At 64.2% G+C, this 17,454-nt stretch carries 20 protein-coding genes; 7 read left to right on the plus strand and 13 right to left on the minus strand.

Annotated features, from left to right (window positions below; translation table 11 throughout):
- The first annotated feature begins 53 nt into the window (after window positions 1–53).
- Both CLM60_RS20800 and hemP read left to right on the plus strand, forming a co-directional pair.
- Window positions 54–224, plus strand: coding sequence for a hypothetical protein (locus tag CLM60_RS20800; RefSeq protein WP_176473748.1), 171 nt, complete (start codon window positions 54–56; stop codon window positions 222–224).
- Entirely contained in the window at window positions 221–385 is a 165-nt protein-coding gene (gene hemP, locus CLM60_RS00560; RefSeq protein WP_081893833.1) for a hemin uptake protein HemP, read from the plus strand. The genes CLM60_RS20800 and hemP overlap by 4 nt, the downstream gene beginning before the upstream one ends.
- On the opposite strand, the gene rsmD is transcribed toward hemP, so the two are convergent.
- A complete protein-coding gene (rsmD, locus tag CLM60_RS00565) occupies window positions 369–938 on the minus strand; it encodes a 16S rRNA (guanine(966)-N(2))-methyltransferase RsmD (RefSeq protein WP_095587316.1) in 570 nt (189 codons plus the stop codon). The two genes, hemP and rsmD, sit on opposite strands and share 17 nt — an antisense overlap.
- Window positions 935–2,146, minus strand: a complete 1,212-nt coding sequence (locus CLM60_RS00570; RefSeq protein ID WP_095587317.1) for an NAD(P)/FAD-dependent oxidoreductase — start codon at window positions 2,144–2,146, stop codon at window positions 935–937. Before CLM60_RS00570 ends, rsmD begins: the two co-directional genes overlap by 4 nt.
- An 84-nt stretch (window positions 2,147–2,230) precedes the next feature.
- Between CLM60_RS00570 and CLM60_RS00575 the strand changes: the two genes are divergently transcribed.
- On the plus strand, window positions 2,231–2,719 hold the full coding sequence (locus tag CLM60_RS00575) for a peroxiredoxin (protein ID WP_095587318.1): 489 nt from the start codon (window positions 2,231–2,233) through the stop codon (window positions 2,717–2,719).
- Window positions 2,720–2,730: 11 nt separating this feature from the next.
- Here the strand turns inward: CLM60_RS00575 and CLM60_RS00580 are convergent, their stop codons facing one another.
- The 6 genes from CLM60_RS00580 to CLM60_RS00605 form a co-directional block, all read right to left on the minus strand.
- On the minus strand, window positions 2,731–3,027 hold the full coding sequence (locus CLM60_RS00580) for a 4a-hydroxytetrahydrobiopterin dehydratase (protein WP_095587319.1): 297 nt from the start codon (window positions 3,025–3,027) through the stop codon (window positions 2,731–2,733).
- Window positions 3,024–4,208 carry a GNAT family N-acetyltransferase gene (locus CLM60_RS00585; RefSeq protein ID WP_095587320.1) on the minus strand — a complete coding sequence of 395 codons (1,185 nt, stop codon included), beginning with the start codon at window positions 4,206–4,208 and terminating at the stop codon, window positions 3,024–3,026. The genes CLM60_RS00580 and CLM60_RS00585 overlap by 4 nt, the downstream gene beginning before the upstream one ends.
- A gap of 50 nt (window positions 4,209–4,258) precedes the next feature.
- Window positions 4,259–5,029, minus strand: a complete 771-nt coding sequence (locus CLM60_RS00590; RefSeq protein WP_095587321.1) for a glycerophosphodiester phosphodiesterase family protein — start codon at window positions 5,027–5,029, stop codon at window positions 4,259–4,261.
- Window positions 5,026–5,490 (minus strand): RidA family protein, encoded by a 465-nt coding sequence (locus CLM60_RS00595; RefSeq protein WP_095587322.1) that lies wholly within the window; start codon window positions 5,488–5,490, stop codon window positions 5,026–5,028. The genes CLM60_RS00590 and CLM60_RS00595 overlap by 4 nt, the downstream gene beginning before the upstream one ends.
- Window positions 5,491–5,556: 66 nt before the next feature.
- Window positions 5,557–6,864 carry an HlyD family type I secretion periplasmic adaptor subunit gene (locus CLM60_RS00600; protein WP_095587323.1) on the minus strand — a complete coding sequence of 436 codons (1,308 nt, stop codon included), beginning with the start codon at window positions 6,862–6,864 and terminating at the stop codon, window positions 5,557–5,559.
- Complete coding sequence (locus CLM60_RS00605; RefSeq protein ID WP_095587400.1) at window positions 6,861–8,600, minus strand: type I secretion system permease/ATPase; 1,740 nt, start codon at window positions 8,598–8,600, stop codon at window positions 6,861–6,863. Before CLM60_RS00605 ends, CLM60_RS00600 begins: the two co-directional genes overlap by 4 nt.
- Window positions 8,601–8,821: 221 nt before the next feature.
- Between CLM60_RS00605 and CLM60_RS00610 the strand changes: the two genes are divergently transcribed.
- Window positions 8,822–9,514: an MlaA family lipoprotein gene (locus CLM60_RS00610; RefSeq protein ID WP_245848089.1), complete on the plus strand. Its 693-nt coding sequence runs from the start codon at window positions 8,822–8,824 to the stop codon at window positions 9,512–9,514.
- Window positions 9,504–10,109 carry an MlaC/ttg2D family ABC transporter substrate-binding protein gene (locus tag CLM60_RS00615; RefSeq protein WP_095587325.1) on the plus strand — a complete coding sequence of 202 codons (606 nt, stop codon included), beginning with the start codon at window positions 9,504–9,506 and terminating at the stop codon, window positions 10,107–10,109. Before CLM60_RS00610 ends, CLM60_RS00615 begins: the two co-directional genes overlap by 11 nt.
- A 19-nt stretch (window positions 10,110–10,128) precedes the next feature.
- On the opposite strand, the gene CLM60_RS00620 is transcribed toward CLM60_RS00615, so the two are convergent.
- A complete protein-coding gene (locus CLM60_RS00620; RefSeq protein WP_095587326.1) occupies window positions 10,129–12,285 on the minus strand; it encodes a transglycosylase domain-containing protein in 2,157 nt (718 codons plus the stop codon).
- Window positions 12,286–12,544: 259 nt separating this feature from the next.
- On the opposite strand from CLM60_RS00620, the gene CLM60_RS00625 reads away from it, so the two are divergent.
- Both CLM60_RS00625 and CLM60_RS00630 read left to right on the plus strand, forming a co-directional pair.
- Window positions 12,545–12,883 carry a P-II family nitrogen regulator gene (locus CLM60_RS00625; protein WP_036556718.1) on the plus strand — a complete coding sequence of 113 codons (339 nt, stop codon included), beginning with the start codon at window positions 12,545–12,547 and terminating at the stop codon, window positions 12,881–12,883.
- A 26-nt stretch (window positions 12,884–12,909) separates the two neighbouring features.
- Window positions 12,910–14,232, plus strand: a complete 1,323-nt coding sequence (locus CLM60_RS00630) for an ammonium transporter (protein ID WP_095587327.1) — start codon at window positions 12,910–12,912, stop codon at window positions 14,230–14,232.
- A 132-nt stretch (window positions 14,233–14,364) separates the two neighbouring features.
- Here the strand turns inward: CLM60_RS00630 and sseA are convergent, their stop codons facing one another.
- From sseA to dapA, 4 genes are all read right to left on the minus strand, one after another.
- The gene (sseA, locus tag CLM60_RS00635; protein WP_095587328.1) at window positions 14,365–15,213 is read right to left on the minus strand and encodes a 3-mercaptopyruvate sulfurtransferase; all 849 of its coding nucleotides are present in this window, start codon (window positions 15,211–15,213) and stop codon (window positions 14,365–14,367) included.
- Between the two features lie 256 nt (window positions 15,214–15,469).
- Window positions 15,470–15,946 (minus strand): SsrA-binding protein SmpB, encoded by a 477-nt coding sequence (gene smpB, locus CLM60_RS00640; protein WP_095587329.1) that lies wholly within the window; start codon window positions 15,944–15,946, stop codon window positions 15,470–15,472.
- A gap of 81 nt (window positions 15,947–16,027) precedes the next feature.
- Window positions 16,028–16,552, minus strand: a complete 525-nt coding sequence (locus CLM60_RS00645; RefSeq protein WP_095587330.1) for an SAM-dependent methyltransferase — start codon at window positions 16,550–16,552, stop codon at window positions 16,028–16,030.
- A gap of 4 nt (window positions 16,553–16,556) precedes the next feature.
- A complete protein-coding gene (dapA, locus tag CLM60_RS00650) occupies window positions 16,557–17,432 on the minus strand; it encodes a 4-hydroxy-tetrahydrodipicolinate synthase (RefSeq protein ID WP_095587331.1) in 876 nt (291 codons plus the stop codon).
- Window positions 17,433–17,454 lie beyond the last annotated feature (22 nt).

The following is a 17,454-nucleotide window of genomic DNA, read 5'->3' on the forward strand; positions in this document are numbered from 1 at the left end:
AATCCTGACATCGTGTCGGGCAGCCAACCATCAAAAAAATGGAGAGCTGTACGATGACGGAAAAGGCTTGTCAGCCGAACATGAAAAGACACCGCGCCGAACAGGACGGCGATCGGGGCGAGCTTTGGTCGCTGGCCTTCGAATCGCTTTATTACGGGCCGTTCCGTCTGGAATGGCTGCTGGACCAATTTGAATGGCGCATGCGCGAAGGAGATCAGATATGACGGCACAGAATTCGATCACGCAGATGCAATTCGGCGATCCGCTGCCGATGCATGACGCTCAATTGCTGACCGAAGGCGGCGCGATGGCGCTGATCCAGCTGAACGAGCAGATCTATACGCTGCGGATCACGCGGGCGGGCAAGCTTATCCTGACGAAATAGGGGTCAGGATGTGGATATGTGTGTCGCCGTATCGGCGGTGATCGCACATGTCCAGGCCCGGTGGGGCGGTCTGCTGGGCGTTTTCTTCCCACAGGATCAGGGCGTCGGGCGCGATCCATCCGCCGTCTTGCGCGGCGGCCAGCGCCCGTTGCCCCAACCCCTTGCCATAGGGCGGATCCAGAAAGATCAGGTCGAACGGCGCGCCGGGGTTCACGCCAAGCCGCGTGGCATCGCGGCGAAACAGCTTGGTTGCGCCCTGGGCCTGGCATTTGTCGATGTTCTGGCGGATCAGGCCGCGCGCCTTGATCCCGTCATCCACGAATGTGACATGGGCCGCGCCGCGCGACAGCGCCTCGAGCCCCAGCGCGCCGGTCCCGGCAAACAGGTCCAGCACCCGTGCCCCGGACACCGGATCGCCATAGCCGCCATTCTGCACCAGGTTGAACAGGCTTTCGCGCACCCGGTCGGTCGTGGGGCGCAGATGCGCGCCCGCGTCGCCCTTGCCGACCGAGGCGAGCGCCAGCCCGCGATGCTTTCCGGCGATGATCCTCACGCCTTCATCAGCGCCTTGAGCTCGATCGCGGTGTCGGCCACGGCGTCGGGCGATGCGGTCTTGCCCGCGTCGATCAGCCGTTTGCCCACCATATAGGCGCGCGGATCGTTCATCGCGTCCACCGCCAGCAGCCGGTCCCCGGCGAAATACCAGACCGACTGGCTGCCGGGTTTGTCGCCCGGGCGCACGACCACCTTGTCATACCCGCTGTTCAGCCCGGCGATCTGCAGTTTCACATCGTATTGGTCCGACCAGAACCAGGGCTGCGGCACGTACTCCTTGCCCGCGCCCAGCATGTTCCCGGCCACGCATTCGGCTTGGTCGATGGCGTTGGGCACGCTTTCCAGCCGGATTCGGCCCGCGTCCAGCGGGAACGAGGCGCAATCGCCCGCCGCCCAGATCGTGGGGTCCGAGGTGCGGCCGAACGCATCCACCGCGATCCCGTTGTCGATGGTCAGCCCCGTAGCCTCGGCCAAGGCGGTGGTGGGGGTGATGCCCACGCCGACAATGACCATATCCACATCCAGCGTGCTGCCATCGTCCAGTTCCGCGCCGGTCACATGGGTGTCGCCGGTCAGCCGGGTCAGGCCGACCCCCTCGCGCAGGTCGACGCCGTGTTCGCTGTGCAGGCTGCGGAAGTAGTCGGCGGTCTCGGCGCAGGCCACACGTTGCAGGATGCGCGGCGCCATTTCGACCAGCGTCACCTTCAAGCCCAGCTTGGCACAGACCGCCGCCGCCTCCAGCCCGATATACCCGCCGCCGACGATCAGGACGCGGCGGCCTTCCTTGCAGCCGGGCGCCATCGCATCGACATCGGCCAGCGTGCGCACCACATGCACGCCGCCCAACTCGCCGCCGATACTGCCCGGCAGGCGGCGCGGCACCGAACCCGTGGTCAGCGCCAGCATGTCATAGGGGATCGCCTCGCCGCCCGCGATCACCACCTTGTCGGTGCGGTCGATGGACACGGCCGTATCCGACAGCCGCAGGTCGATGCCGTTTTCGGCGTAAAAGCTTTCGGGCCGCAGATAGAGCCGTTCCAGCGCCATGTCGCCCAGCAGATAGGCCTTGGACAGCGGGGGCCGCTGATAGGGCGGGGCGGATTCTTCGCCGATCAGGGTGATCTTGCCGGTGAATTCCAGCGCCCGCAGCTTGGCCACAAGCGATGCCCCGGCCTGACCGGCCCCGATAACGACGACGTTCTGCATGTTCCCGATCTTCCCCGCTGGCGTATTTTGCGGGTCAGACTACTATTCGGTCATGGAAATGCAACGCGCGAAAGGACCGATCACATGACACTAGCCGTTGGAGACAAACTGCCCGGGGCCACTTTGGTTCAGCTGGGCGACGAGGGGCCGGAACCGGTCGCGCTGGGCGACCGGCTGGCGGGGCGCAAGGTGGTGATTTTCGCGGTGCCCGGGGCCTATACCCCCACCTGCCATTCCGCCCATGTGCCCAGCTTCATCCGCACCAAGGACGCGCTGGCCGACAAGGGCGTGGACGAGGTGATCTGCGTATCGGTCAACGACCCCTTCGTGATGAAGGCCTGGGGCGCGGATACCGGCGCGACCGCGGCCGGTCTGACCATGCTGGGCGATCCCGAAAGCAGCTTTACCCGTGCCATCGGCATGGATTTCGACGCCCCGCCCGCCGGGCTGCTGGGCCGGTCCAAACGCTATGCCATGCTGGTCGAGGACGGCGTGGTCAAGCTGCTGCATGTCGAGGAAAGCCCCGGCGCCTGTGAAATCTCGGCCGGCGAAAGCCTGCTGGCCGCGATCTGAGCGATCCGGCCTCAGCCCGCAAGCGCATCCAGTTTGCGGGCCAGCTTCATGTCCAGCGCGGTCAGCCCGCCCGCATCATGGGTCGAAAGCGTGACCTCGACCGTGCGATAGACATTGGACCATTCGGGATGATGATTCCATTTCTCGGCCCAGATCGCGCATTGCGTCATCCAGCCGAACGCGGCGACGAAATTCGGAAACTCAAACGTCTTGGTGATCGCGTCGCGCCCGTCGACCATCTGCCAGCCGGTCTGGAACAGCGGCGACAATTCGGTGCTGCGCTCGCTTTCGGTCAATCTGTCGGTCATGGGGCTTCTCCCTGGTCTTTGCGGAACGGGCCATAGGCGGTGAGCACTTCGATCTCCTGATCCACCGCGTTGCGCTCGGCGGTCAGAAATTGCGCCACGGCGTCGCGAAACCCGCCATCGGCGATCCAGTGCAGCGAATGGGTCGGCACCGGCAGATAGCCGCGCGCCAGCTTGTGATCGCCCTGGGCGCCGGCCTCGACCCGGGCCAGCCCGTGGGCAATGGCGAAATCGATGGCCTGATAATAGCACAGCTCGAAATGCAGACAGGGGTGATCCTCGCGGCAGCCCCAATAGCGACCGTAAAGCGTATCCCGCCCGATCGCGTTCAGCGCCCCGGCGACCGGGCGTCCATCGCGTTCGGCCAGCACCAGAAGCAGGTCGTCGCGCAGCGTTTCATGCGCGATCCGGAAGAAATCCCGCGTCAGATAGGGTGTTCCCCATTTCCGCGCGCCCGTGTCCTGATAGAATTGCCAGAACGCGTCCCAATGTTCGGCTTCGATCTGTTGGCCGGTCAATTGCCGGATCGTGCCGCCGAACCCCTGGGCCGTCGCGCGTTCCTTGCGGATGTTCTTGCGCTTGCGCGAGGACAGATCGGCCAGAAACCCGTCGAAATCGGCATAGCCCGCGTTTTCCCAATGAAACTGCTGGCCGATCCGGTGCAGCAGGCCCATCTGCGCACCGGCTTCGGCCTCGTCCTCGGTGCAATAGGTGATGTGCAGCGAGGACAGCTCGTTTTCCGCCGCCAGTTGCACCGCGCCCTGAACCAGCGCGGCCTGTGCGGCGGCCTCGAACCCCGGCCGGGCCAGGAATCGCCGTCCGGTCGCGGGGGTGAAGGGCACCGCGATCTGCAGCTTGGGGTAATACCGCCCGCCCGCCCGTTCATAGGCATCGGCCCAGCCCCAATCGAAGACATATTCGCCCTGGCTGTGGCTTTTGACATAAAGCGGTGCCACCCCGATCAGCCTTTCCCCCGCCCAGGCGGTCAGGTGACGCGGATGCCAGCCCGTGCCCTCGCCGACCGACCCGCTGTCTTCCAGCGCGGACAGGAAACGGTGCGTGGTGAACGGATCCAGCGGGCGACCGCCCTCATGTACCTCGGGGCAGGCGCAGGCATCCCATTGGGCGGCGTCAATCTGTGACAGCGCCGTCAGAATGCGGATTTCGATAGCGATGGAATCCATCCCGGCCCCTTTTGCAGATGCAGCATTAGGTGGCGCATTGGCGGCTCAGGTCAAGCGCCCGGCAATTCCGCAGCATAGCCTTCGAAGGTCACATTGTCGGCAACGCGCCGCGCGCGGGCCTCGTCGCCGGCTGAGCGGATCGTCCAGCACAGGATCGGGACGCCGTGCGATTTCAGCCGGGCCACCGGCGCAGCATCCAGATCATCGGCGTCATGGCTGATGAAGGACGCCCCGGTCGCGTCGAAATCGGGAATGTCGCGCAGTTCGGCGCGCCGCGCCTCGGGCACCAGCTGCCAGTCCTCGGCCGCGAAGTCACAGGTCACCAGCCCGCGCGGCCGCAGTGGGGCCAGACGCGCCAGCGCGGCCACGGAATGGGGGTTGAACGACATCAGCGCCACATCGCCGCCGTACCCTTCCAGCGCGCGGGCGACCGCCTGTTCCAGCGGCCCCACATCGGGCCCCAGCGCGCCGTCCTGATCCTTGACCTCGATCAGCAGCGGCAGGCGCCCGGCGACCAGCGTCAGCACCTCGTCCAGCGTGGGGATCGTTTCGCCCCCATCGGTCAGGGGCATGGCGCCCAGATCGGCGGCGCTGCGCTGGCGCACGGCACCCGGCTGGCCGGTCAGGCGCTTCAGGTCATAGTCGTGGAACACCATCGCCTGACCATCGGCCGAAAGCTGCACATCGATCTCGGCGCCGTACCCGGCCGCCAGGGCGGCACGAAGCGCGGCGCGCGAATTCTCGATCACGCCAGCGGTGCGGTCATGATAGCCGCGATGGGCGATGGGCCGCGTCAGCAGGCCCGGGGGCAGGGGGATCATCGGATTTCGAAGATGCCTTCGATTTCGACCGCAACGCCAAAGGGCAGCGAGGCCGCGCTGACGGCGGACCGCGAATGGCGCCCGGCATCGCCCAACGCCTCGACCAGGAAATCCGAGGCCCCGTTCACAACCTTGGGCTGGTCGCCGAAATCGGCGGTGGAGTTGACGAAACCGGTCAGCTTGACGACCCGCACCAGCCGGTCCAGATCCCCGCCACAGGCGGCCTTGACCTGGGACAGCAGGCCGATGGCACAGCTGCGCGCGGCGGCGGCCCCGGTTTCGGTGTCCATATCCGCGCCCAGCTTGCCGGTCAGGAACCCGCCATCGGCCATCGACACCTGGCCGGACACAAAGACCAGATCGCCCGTGATCACGAAGGGCACGTAATTGGCGGCAGGCGCCTGTGCATCCGGCAGGGTCACCCCCAGTTCGGCCAGACGGCCTTCGAATTTCCCACTCATGGCGTTCCCTCTGTCTGTCGTTTCGGCGGCAGGCTAGAGCGCACCCGCCGCATTGGAAAGCCGGAATCAGCTTTCGCGGAACGCTTTGTTGAAATAGTCGGCCAGCGGCTTCACCAGATAGCCCATCGGCGTACGATCATTTGTACGCATATAGGTTTCGACAGGCATGCCGGGGATGATCTTCAGGTCCTTCAGCTTCTCAAGCTCGCCCGGGTTCAGCTCGATCTCGGCCCGGTAATAGGTGGCCTGCGTCCGCTCATCGGTGAACGAATCCGCCGACACCTTGACCACCGTGCCGTTCAGTTCCGGCGTCGTGCGGCTGTCGAAGGCGGAAAAGCGCAGGATGACCTCCTGCCCGGCCAGGACCTGGTCGATATGTATGGGCTCGATCCGCGCGGCGATGACCAGCGGGCGGTCCTGCGGCACGATATAGAGCACGGGCTCCGCCGCCCGGATGACCGAGCGCGGCGTGAACACCGTCAGGTCATAGACGATGCCCGACACCGGCGCGCGGATTTCCAGCCGGTCCAGCTGTTCCTGCAGCGACTGGCGGCGTTCGGCCAGTTCCAGCTCGCGGTATTGCAGGTCGCGCAGCTGCGTGATTGCCTCTTCCCGGCGGCTGGTGCCCAGCTTCAGGATCTCGATATCGGTCTCGGTGATCCGCCCTTCGGCCTGTGCGACCGATGCGGCAAGCTCGCCCACCCGCCCCAAAAGGCCGGCTTCCTCGCGTTGAAGCGCCAGCACCCGGGGTGCCTGGGCCAGACCCTTTTCCAGCAGCTCCTGCTGGCTGGCCAGTTCCTGCTGGATCAGCGACAGCTGGCTTTCCAGCGCCTTTTGCTGCGCTGCGATGCCCACCACCTGATCGGTGATCTGGCCGCGCCGTTTGTCCAACTGATCGGTTTCCTTTTCCAGCGAGATCTGGCGCGCTTCGAACAGGCGCGATTGCCCCTCCATCAGGTCGATGACCTCGGGCCGGGTGCGGGCCAGATCGATCAGCGCGGGATCGAACGCGATTTCGGTCGCATCGTCACGCTCGGCCTGCAGCCGCCCGCGCCGGGCCATGATCTCGAACAGCTGACCCTCGACGATGGCCAGTTCGGACCGCAACAGCTTGGCGTCCAGGTCGATCAGCACATCACCGGCGGCGACGGTGTCGCCCTCGTCGATCATGATCTTTTCGACCACACCGCCATCGGGATGCTGCACGACCTGTCGGTTCTGGTCGACCTCGACCTGGCCCGAGGCGATGATCGCGCCCGAGATATTGGCCAGCACCGACCAGGTGCCGAAGCCGCCGATCAGCAGCACCAGCGCGGTCATGCCGATCACCATCGGCCCGCGGGCCGACCATGCGTAATTGCCCGGCTGGCTCATGTCACACCTCCGCCCACGCCCTGGGACTGTTTGATGTCGGAATAGTTCTTGACCGTTTCGCGCAGCACGTCGTCACGCGGGCCGAACGCCTTGCGCGCGCCGCCCTCCAGCACCAGCAACAGGTCGCATTCCTGGATCGCGGCGGGGCGGTGGGCCATGATCAGCACCGATTTCCCGTCTTCCTTCATCTGGCGGATGGCGGTGTTCAGCGCCGCCGACCCCTGATTGTCGAGGTTCGAGTTCGGCTCGTCCAGCACCAGCAGGACCGGATCGCCATACATCGCACGGGCCAGGCCGATGCGCTGGATCTGGCCGCCGGACAGTCGCCCGCCCGACGCGCTGACGCGGGTGTCATAGCCCCCCGGCAGGCGCACGATCATGTCATGCGCGCCAGCCTTCTTGGCGGCGGCGACGACCGCCTCGGGATCGGGTTGCAGCGACAGTTTGGCGATGTTTTCGGCAATGGTGCCGTCAAACAGCGTCACCCGCTGCGGCAGATAGCCGATATGCTGGCCCAGCACGTCGGGGTCGTATTGATCCAGCGTTGCACCGTCCAGGCGAATGCGCCCGCCCGCGGGCCGCCAGACCCCGGTCAGCGCGCGTGCCAGCGTGGATTTGCCCGCGCCCGAGGCGCCGATGACACCGATCGCCTGTCCGGGGTCCAGATTGAACGACACCATCCGCAGCGCGGCCTGTTGTTCGCCCGGCGGCACCACGGTCAGCTGCGACACGTCCAGCTTGGCCTTGGGTTTGGGCAGCGGCATGCGTTCGGGCTCTTCGGGGATCTCGGCCAGCAATTCGCCCAGATCGCGCCAGCCACGGGTTGCCCGTTGCAGCATTTCCCACTGGCCGATGGTCTGTTCGACCGGCGCCAGGGCGCGGCCCATCAGGATCGAGCCCGCGATCATCGCACCCGGTGTCAGCTGGTTCTGCAGCACCAGCCAGGCCCCCAGCGCCAGCATCGCCGATTGCAGGAACAGCCGGAACGTCTTGGACATGGTCATGAAGCTGCCGGCATTGTCGGCGGCGGCCAGACGGTTGTCCAACGCCTCGACCCGGGCCTTTTCCCAGCGGGCAAACGCGGCGCCCTGCATACCCAGGCTGCGCACCATCTCGGCCTCGGACCGCAATTGTTCGGCCATATGCTCGGCCCGGGCCGAGCTGACATTGGCCTGTTGCATCGGGGCGCGGGTGCGCCATTGGTTCAGGATCGCCACCGCGATCAGCAGCCCGCCGCCCAGAACCGCAAGCGACCCCAGGAGCGGGTGGAAGATGAAGATCCCGAACAGGAAGAAAGGCGTCCAGGGGATATCGAAAAACGCCAGCAGCACCGGCGAGGACAGCAGCCGCTGCACCGCTTCCAGGTCGCGCAGGCCGGTTGGCGGCGCCTCGGGGCCCTTGGCCAGCGACGCTTTGCGCAGCACGGCGGAAAACACGCGGCTGTCCAGCAGGGTCTGGAACCGGGCGCCCGCCCGCGCCATCACGCGGCCCCGGGCGTAATCCAGCAGACCCATCATCAGATACAGGAACGCCACCAGCGCAAACAGGGCGGCCAGCGTCTCCTCGCTTCGGCTGCCCAGAACCCGGTCATAGACCTGAAGCATGAAGAGCGGTCCGGTCAGCATCAGCAGGTTCGTGAAGATGCTGAAGACGAAAACCGATCCGAACAGGCTGCGGCTGGCCTTGCGCGCGTCGCGCAGTTCTGTCAGGCCTTTATCAAGCTCAGATTGTCGCATCGCCATGGCTGGCGCTTCCTTTCAACGTCGGGCCGGTGCCCGGGGATGTCGCTTCTTCGCCACAGGGGGCAACATAGAGTCGTGAAGCCGTCTGGGTTTCCTTGGCGTCTCTACTATGTTGCAGTCGCGGAATGAAGACTATCTTAGGAACCGGATTATCTGTTCAGGGTCAATGATCAATGAATTTTGTGAATTCAAAACTTTGTTTAATTGCGGTTTGCGTGCTGACGGCTTGCGGCGCGCCCCAAGGCCCCGATGGTGTCTATGATCCGATCGAGCCCGTGAACCGCGCCGTGCACGGCGTGAATAAAGGGCTGGATACGGTGATTGTAAATCCCGTGGCGCAAACTTATGGCACGGTTCTGCCGCAGCCCGCCCGTCAGGGTGTGCGGAACTTTGCCGACAATCTTGGCCTGCCCTCGGCGGTTCTGAACAATCTGCTTCAGTTCAAGCTGCAGGACGCCTTCGTCAATTCCGCCCGTTTCCTCTTCAACAGCACCATCGGCATCGGCGGGCTGTTCGATCCCGCCAGCACGATCGGGGTCGAGGAACGCGATACGGATTTCGGCGAAACCCTGCATATATGGGGCGTGGGCGAGGGGGCCTATCTGGAATTGCCGCTGCTGGGGCCGTCGACCAGCCGCGATGCGGTGGGCACGCTTGTCGATTTCGTGACCGACCCGCTGAATGCCGTCGGATCGCATCCCGAAGCCGATGCAATCGTGGGCGGACGGGTCGGCGCACGCGTTGGTGATCGATATACCTACTCGGATTCCATAGATTCGGTCCTATATGAGAGTACGGACAGCTATGCCCAAAGCCGGTCGATCTATTTGCAGAATCGCCGGTTCGAGCTTGGCGGTGCCAGTGATGATGCGTATTTTGACCCGTATGAGGACTCCTATGCAGAATAATCTGAACAGACGTTCCGTTCTGGCCGGTATCGGTGCCGGAGCCGCGACCCTGGCCGTTTCCGGCCCGGCCCTGGCGTTGAACACCGATCAGGCGCGGGTGCTGATCGACCGGCTTGTCGGGGAAATCAACGGGGTCATCAATTCCGGCAAATCCGAATCCGCCATGCTGCGCGATTTCGAAAGGGTCTTTTCCCGCTATGCCGATGTGCCGATCATCGCACGCTCGGCGCTGGGTGTGGCCGCGCGCTCGGCCAGTTCCGCGCAGCTGCGGGCGTTCACGTCGGCGTTCCAGGGCTATATCTCGCGCAAATACGGGCGCCGTTTCCGTGAGTTCATCGGTGGCCGGCTCGAGGTGCAGGAGGCCCGCGCGGTCAAGAGCTTCTACGAGGTCAAGACCACCGCCTTCCTGCGCGGCTCGTCCCCGTTCGAGGTGATCTTCCTGGTCTCGGACAAAAGCGGGCGGGATCTGTTCTTCAACCTCTATATCGAAGGCGTCAACATGCTGGCGACCGAGCGCACCGAGATCGGTGCGATGCTGGATCGCCGCAAGGGTGACATCGATGCGGTGACACAGGATCTGGCCAAGGCGGGCTGATCGCCCGCCCGGCCGGGCATCAGTTCCGCCGCCCCAGCAGATTTTCCAGAACGTCGATCAGGATCTGTTCCGCATTGTTCTTGCGGCGCGGTTGTTCGCGCCGTTGGGCCTGTGCCTGGGGTTGTTGCTGCCGCACCGGGCGCGGGACCAGCATGGGCAATTCGTGCACCGGCTGGTCCTGATGGACGCGCAGCATGGTCTCGTGCCAGATATCGGCGGGCAGCCCGCCCCCCGTCACACCGGTCAGGGGCGTGTTGTCGTCATACCCCATCCAGACCCCGGCGACATAATCGGCGGTAAAGCCGATGAACCACGCATCGCGCGCCGCCGATGTGGTGCCCGTCTTGCCCGCGGCCGGACGCCCCGGCAGCTTGGCGCGATGGCCCGAGCCCTGTTCGACCACCTGGTTCATCATGTAAACCAGACTTTGAGCGGCGGTTTCGGTGATCACGCGCTCGCCCATCCCGCCTTCCTGGCCGATCAAGGGGGTATCGTCCCCCTGCAGCCGCAGCTCGATCAGGCCATAGGGCGTGACCGACCGTCCGCCATTTAGGATCCCGGCATAGGCGCCCGTCATTTCCAGCAGCGTCGATTCCGATGCGCCCAATGCCAGCGCAGGGCCCGCCGCCAGATCGCTTTCGATCCCGAAATCGGCGGCGATCTTGCGGACATTCTCGCGCCCGACCTCTTCCGAGATCTTGACCGCCGGCACGTTCAGCGAATCCGCCAGTGCCTTGGTCAAGGTGACCCGGCCATAGTGTTTCTTGGTATAGTTCTGGGGGCAATACCGCCCCGACCCCGGCACATTCATGCACCACGGCTCGTCCACCACCGTGGCGTTGGGGGTAAAGCCCAGATCCAGCGCGGCGGCATAAACGAAAGGCTTGAACGCCGAACCGGTCTGGCGCTTGGCCATGGTGGCCCGGTTGAAGGCACCCGCCACCTTGGATTTGCGCCCGCCCACCATTGCGCGCACCGCGCCGTCGGAGGACATCACGATGATCGCCGCCTCGGCCTTGGAACCGGCCTTGACCTTGGTCTCGAACACATAGGCCAGCGCGGATTCCGCCGCCTTTTGCAGCCGCCGGTCCAGGGTCGAGCGGATGATCACATCCTCGGTCGTGTCGCGGGTCAGAAAGGCCGGGCCGCTGTCCATCACCCAATCGGCGAAATAGCCGCCTGCGCGGGCCTCGGCCGCGGCTGAAAGCTGTGCGGGATTGGCGCGGGCCGACTTGGCCTCGGCCGCAGTCAGATAGCCCTGATCCTGCATCAGCCCGACAATCAGATCGGCGCGGTCCTGCGCCAGTTGCAGATTGTTGGTGGGGGCATAGGTCGTCGGCGCCTTGAGCAGGCCGGCCAGCATCGCGCCTTCGGCGATCGAGACCTTGTTGGCGGATCTGCCGAAGTAACGTTGTGCCGCGGCCTCGAACCCGCGCGTGCCGGCGCCCAGATAGGCGCGGTTCAGATAGATCGTCAGGATCTCGTCCTTGGAGTATTTCAGCTCCATCGCCATCGCAAAGACGGCTTCCTTGGCCTTGCGCCACAGGGTGGTGCGGCGGCAATCTGCCTCGTACTCGGCCTCGTTCTTCCAGGTGGCGGCGTCAAAGGGCACACCCAGGCACAGCAGCTTGGCGGTCTGCTGGGTGATGGTCGAGCCGCCATGGCCCGACAGCGGCCCGCGCCCCTCGCGCAGGTTGATGCGCACCGCGCTGGCGATCCCGCGCGGGCTGACGCCGATATGGCGATAGAACCGCTTGTCCTCGACCGCGACAACGGCGTTTTTCAGGGCAGGCGCCACGGTATCGGCGCTGATCTGGCCGCCAAACTGGTCGCCGCGCCAGGCAAAGACCTTGCCGTCGCGGTCCAGAATCGTCACCGACCCGCGGGTCCGGGCATCCAGCAATTCGGTGACCGGCGGCAGGGTCGATTGAAAATACAGCACCGCCCCGCCCACGACCAACGCGATGACGGTGGTAAAGGCCACCCCCGCCCGCAGGCCAAGCCGCAGAATCCAGCCGATCAGGCGCCTGATGCTGCGAAACAGGAAATTTCCCTTTGGGCGTTGCGGCTTGCGCGGTTTCGACCGTTTTCGGGGCGGCGCCTTTTTGGGCGCTGCCTTTTTCGGATACCGCCGCTCGGCAACCAGAGGGGGCCGTTTGCCACCGGTTCTGCTCATGTCTGGTCCAATGTCGGATACTGCTCTTTTTTCCCACAATAGCGCGGGCGAGTCGGAATGTTGAGCGCTTCGAAGCCCAAGTGCTGCCTTTTTTATTTGCTTATTTTTTAGGCTCAATGAGTAGTTTGTGCAATTTTTGTGCAAAAATGTCGGATTTGCGGCGGTATTTTAGGCCATGCTTTCTTGAACCCCAGGCGGCTTGGTCCCCTTAGTGCGGTCATTCCCGCAGTCGTAAACTGCCAACTTCGAGGGGACAGACGTGAAACTAATCATAGCAGCAATCAAGCCGTTCAAGCTGGAAGAGGTCCGCGAAGCGCTGACCTCCATCGGCGTGCGCGGCATGATGGTAACGGAAATCAAGGGTTTCGGCTCGCAATCAGGCCACACAGAGATCTATCGCGGCGCTGAATATGCCGTGAACTTCGTACCGAAGGTGAAGCTGGAAATCGTTGTTTCAGCTGCGATGGCCGACCAGGTCGTCGAAACCATCCAGACAACGGCCAAGACCGACAAGATCGGCGACGGCAAGATCTTTGTTCTGGATGTCGAACAGGCCGTGCGGGTGCGTACCGGCGAAACCAACGGCGACGCGCTGTAAGGCGTAGCGGGAAAGGAAAGAGATTAATGAAACGCTTCACCAAATATGGTCTTGCTGCGGCCGCGATCGCGCTTCCCAGCGTGGGTCTTGCACAGGAAGCCGAGGCCGTCGCGCCCGGGTTCGATGAGATCGGCCCCTATATCATGACCACCCTGCTGTTCTGCATGGCAGGTTTCCTGGTTTTCTTCATGGCCGCTGGCTTTGCCATGTTAGAAGGCGGCTTGGTCCGTTCCAAAAACGTCACCATGCAGATGACCAAGAACATCGCGCTCTACTCGATTGCAGCGATCATGTATTGGCTCATCGGTTTCAACCTGATGTATCCGGGCGATTTCAACGGCTATATCGGCAGCTTCTTCGTGCCGACCGTTCTTGATCCGGTTGGTGTTGCTGCTGCGGACGCCGCGCTGGACTATGCCTCGATCGGGTCGGACTTCTTCTTCCAGCTGGTATTCGTTGCCGCGACGGCCTCAATCGTTTCGGGTGCGCTGGCAGAACGTATCAAACTTTGGCCCTTCCTGATCTTCGTTGTCGTTCTGACCGGTATTCTGTATCCGATCTCGGGATCTTGGCAGTGGGGCGGCGGTTGGCTGTCCGAGAAAGGTTTCTCGGATTTCGCCGGTTCGACCGTCGTGCACTCTGTCGGTGGCTGGGCCGCTTTGGCGGGTGCGATCATCTTGGGACCGCGTATCGGCAAGTACAAGGACGGCAAGGTCACGCCCATGCCGGGCTCTAACCTTGCGCTGGCAACCCTGGGTACGTTCATCCTGTGGCTGGGTTGGTTCGGCTTCAATGGCGGCTCTCAGCTGGCCATGGGAACTGTGGGTGACGTCTCGGATGTATCGCGCATCTTTGCCAACACCAACATGGCAGCGGCTGCGGGTGCAGTTACCGCACTTATCCTGACGCAGGTCATCTACAAAAAGCCCGACCTGACCATGGTGCTGAACGGCGCGCTGGCCGGTCTGGTGTCGATCACTGCCGAACCCCTGGCGCCCAGCCTGTTCGGATCGCTCTGGATCGGTGCCGTCGGTGGCGTGATTGTAGTCTTTGCAGTGCCTCTGCTGGACAAGTTCAAGATTGACGATGTCGTGGGTGCCGTTCCGGTCCACCTGTTTGCCGGGATCTGGGGCACCATCGCGGTTGTGTTCTACAACTCCGACGCAAGCCTTGGCACTCAGCTGCTGGGTATTGTCGCCTACGGCGTGTTCACCTTCGTGGCATCGGCCATCGTTTGGTTCATCCTCAAGGCGATCATGGGCATCCGTGTCAGCGAAGAGGACGAGGTCAACGGTCTGGACATGTCCGAACTGGGCATGGAGGCCTATCCCGAGTTTACCAACGGCTGATTTCCTTCCTATCAGCCGCTGACAAACTGCCCGGGCGTTCGCGCCCGGGTTTTTTCATGCGCGGGGCACAAAAGAAAACGCCCGCGTCATCGGCGCGGGCGTTCGGAATTTCACTTGCGCGGCGGGGTTGGGTCAGCCGGTCGCCACCTTCAGATCGCCATACATTCCCCATTCGGCCCAGGACCCGTCGTAAAGCGTGTGGTCGGTCTTGCCCAAACGCTCCATCGCCAGGTTCAGGATCGCCGCCGTCACGCCCGAGCCACAGGTGGTGATCGCGGGTTTGGCGAAGTCGAGGCCGATGGCGTCGAAAGCCGCGCGCAGACCTTCGGCGTCCTTCATCGTGCCATCGTCGTTCAGCAGATCGCCAAACGGCAGGTTCAGTGAATTCGGGATATGGCCCGCGCGCAGGTTGGGCCGGGGTTCGGGCACCGCGCCACGGAACCGGTCGGCGGCACGGGCATCCACGATGGTATAGTCGCCCAGTTTCGATGCCGCGGCCACCTGTGTCACGTCCTTGACCAGATGCGCCTGTCGCTGGACGGTCATGTGCCGGTCCTTGATCACCGGCGGCAGATCCTCGATCGGGTGGCCTTCGGCCTGCCATTTCGGGAAGCCACCGTCCAGAACGGCGACATCGGTCTTGCCCATCAGGCGGAACAGCCACCAGACGCGGGCGGCCGAAAACAGGCCCATGCCGTCATAGATCACGACCTGATGCCCGTCGCCCACGCCCATGGCGCGCAGGCGGCTCATGAACTTTTCGACCGGCGGGGCCATGTGCGGCAGATCCGACCGCTGGTCGCTGATATCGTCGATGTCGAAGAACCGCGCGCCGGGGATATGGGCGGCGTCGTATTCGGCACGGGCATCGCGGTTCATGTCGGGCATGTACCACGATGCATCCAGGATGCGCAGATCGGGATCCGACAGATGCTTTCTCAGCCAGTCGGTCGAAACCAGTGTTTTGGGATCGTCCTGCATGCACACCTCGGCAGTTGAATGGTCTTTCTTCAATAGAAGCAGCCGTGCCGGGTGGCAAGTCCGGGGCGCTGCGGGGAGGAGGGTGCGCGCGCCCCGGGATCTGTCACGTTTTCACTCGTTACGCGGTTTCCGGCCTTTGTATCGCGGGTCAAACCGACCGCCGCCGGAAACATACCGCCCGGTGCAAACCTTTCGCATCCGGAACAAGGCAACCATAGCGGGAATCGCTGACCGGGTTGAGGGGATAAAACGGCGGCTATTCCCCGTGCCGCAACAGGCGCTGCTTTTCGCGGCCCCAGTCGCGCTTGGCCTCGGTCGCGCGCTTGTCGTGGGATTTCTTGCCCTTGGCGATGCCGATCTTCAGCTTGGCCCGGCCGCGATGGTTGAAATACAGCACCAGCGGCACCAGGGTCATGCCCTTGCGCTGGGTGTCCGACCAAAGCCGCGCCAGTTCCTTTTTCGATACCAGCAGCTTGCGCTTGCGCCGTTCCTCGTGCCCCCAGGTCTTGGCCTGTTCATAGGGCGCTATATAGCTGTTGATCAGCCACAGCTCGCCGTCTTCGACGCTGGCATAGCTTTCGGCGATGTTGGATTGCCCTTCGCGCAGGGACTTGACCTCGGACCCCATGAGCACGACCCCGCATTCGAGGTCGTCCTCGATCGCGTAATCGTAACGTGCGCGCCGGTTTTCGGCGATAACCTTGTAATTCGGATCTGATTTGGGTTTGGCCATCGCCGTTATGTATGGGGTGCCGGGGCGGCTGTCCAGTGGTGGCGGGGGAAGGGGCGTTGCCCCTCTGGGCCGTTGGCCCATTCACCCCAGAGTATTTGTGGAGCAATGAAGCCCGCGCCGTTTGTCAGGGCGCTCCGGGGGCACATCGACGCTGGGCAGCCACGGTTTGATGTCAATGAGCGGGGTGCCGTCGAAACAGTCGATGGCGTCGATGCCGATCTCGCCGGTTTCGGGGTTCAGCGCGGTGATGTGAACGGTGGACAACGCCACCGGGTTGGGCCGCACGGGCGAGCGCAGGGCAAAGGTGCCACGGGGGCCGTCCGCGTGGCGCGGGGCCTGTACGATCAGGTCGCGGCGGCCCTGGTCCATCCAATAGAGCAGGATGACCGGCTGGCCCACCTGCAACCCGGTCAGGCCGGGGGCATAGCGCGGGTCGAGCTCTATGCGGGCGGCTTGCCCGGTTTCGCGGGCGCGGCCGATGTTGCGGGGGGCCGTGCCCTTGGCCCAAGGGGTGCGGATACGCCCGATGAAGGCCACGCGGGGGCCATCGCTTTCGGCCGGATCGAAATCCAGCGCGACCTCGCCCGGGCGTATCGCGGTGCTCATCGGCCTAGTTCAGCAGCCCGGCGTGGCGCATGGCCGCGTCGATCATCTGGGCCGTGCCCTCGGTCACGGTGGTCAGGGGCGAGCGGACCTCGTTCCCGCATTTGCCCAGGCGTGACATGGCGTATTTCGCGCCCGCGACGCCCGGTTCGGCAAAGATCGCCTTGTGCAGGGGCATCAGGCGGTCGAGCTGTTCCAGCGCCCTGGCATAGTCGCCCGACAGGGTGCTTTCCTGGAACTCGGCGCAGAGCTTCGGCGCCACATTGGCGGTGACCGAAATGCAGCCGACCCCGCCATGGGCGTTGAAGCCCAGCGCGGTCGCATCCTCGCCCGACAGCTGGATGAAATCCGTGCCGCAGGTGATGCGCTGTTGCGGCACGCGGCTGAGGTCGCCGGTGGCGTCCTTGACCCCGATCACGCGCGGCAGCTTGGCCAGTTCGCCCATCGTGGCGGGGGTCATGTCGACCACCGACCGGCCGGGGATGTTGTAGATGATGATCGGCAGCTCGCAGCAATCATGTGCGGCGGTGAAATGCGCGATCAGCCCGGCCTGGGTGGGCTTGTTGTAATAAGGCGTGACCACAAGCGCGGCATCGGCGCCCACGCGCGCGGCGTGCTGCATCAGGCGCACGGTTTCGGCGGTGTTGTTGGAGCCTGCGCCCGCGATCACCGGCACGCGGCCCGCGACGGTTTCCACCACGGCTTCGACCACCTGTTCATGCTCGGCATGGCTGAGCGTCGGGCTTTCGCCCGTCGTGCCCACCGGCACCAACCCGTGCGAGCCTTCGGCGATGTGCCATTCGACCAGGCGTTTGAGCGCATCGAAATCCACTGCGCCGTCCTTGAACGGCGTCACCAGGGCTGGAAGGGACCCTTTGATCATGACACGCTCCTTTTCTGGTTGC

Origin of the sequence: Actibacterium ureilyticum, from assembly GCF_002285435.1 — a bacterium.
GTDB classification, from domain to species: domain Bacteria; phylum Pseudomonadota; class Alphaproteobacteria; order Rhodobacterales; family Rhodobacteraceae; genus Actibacterium_C; species Actibacterium_C ureilyticum.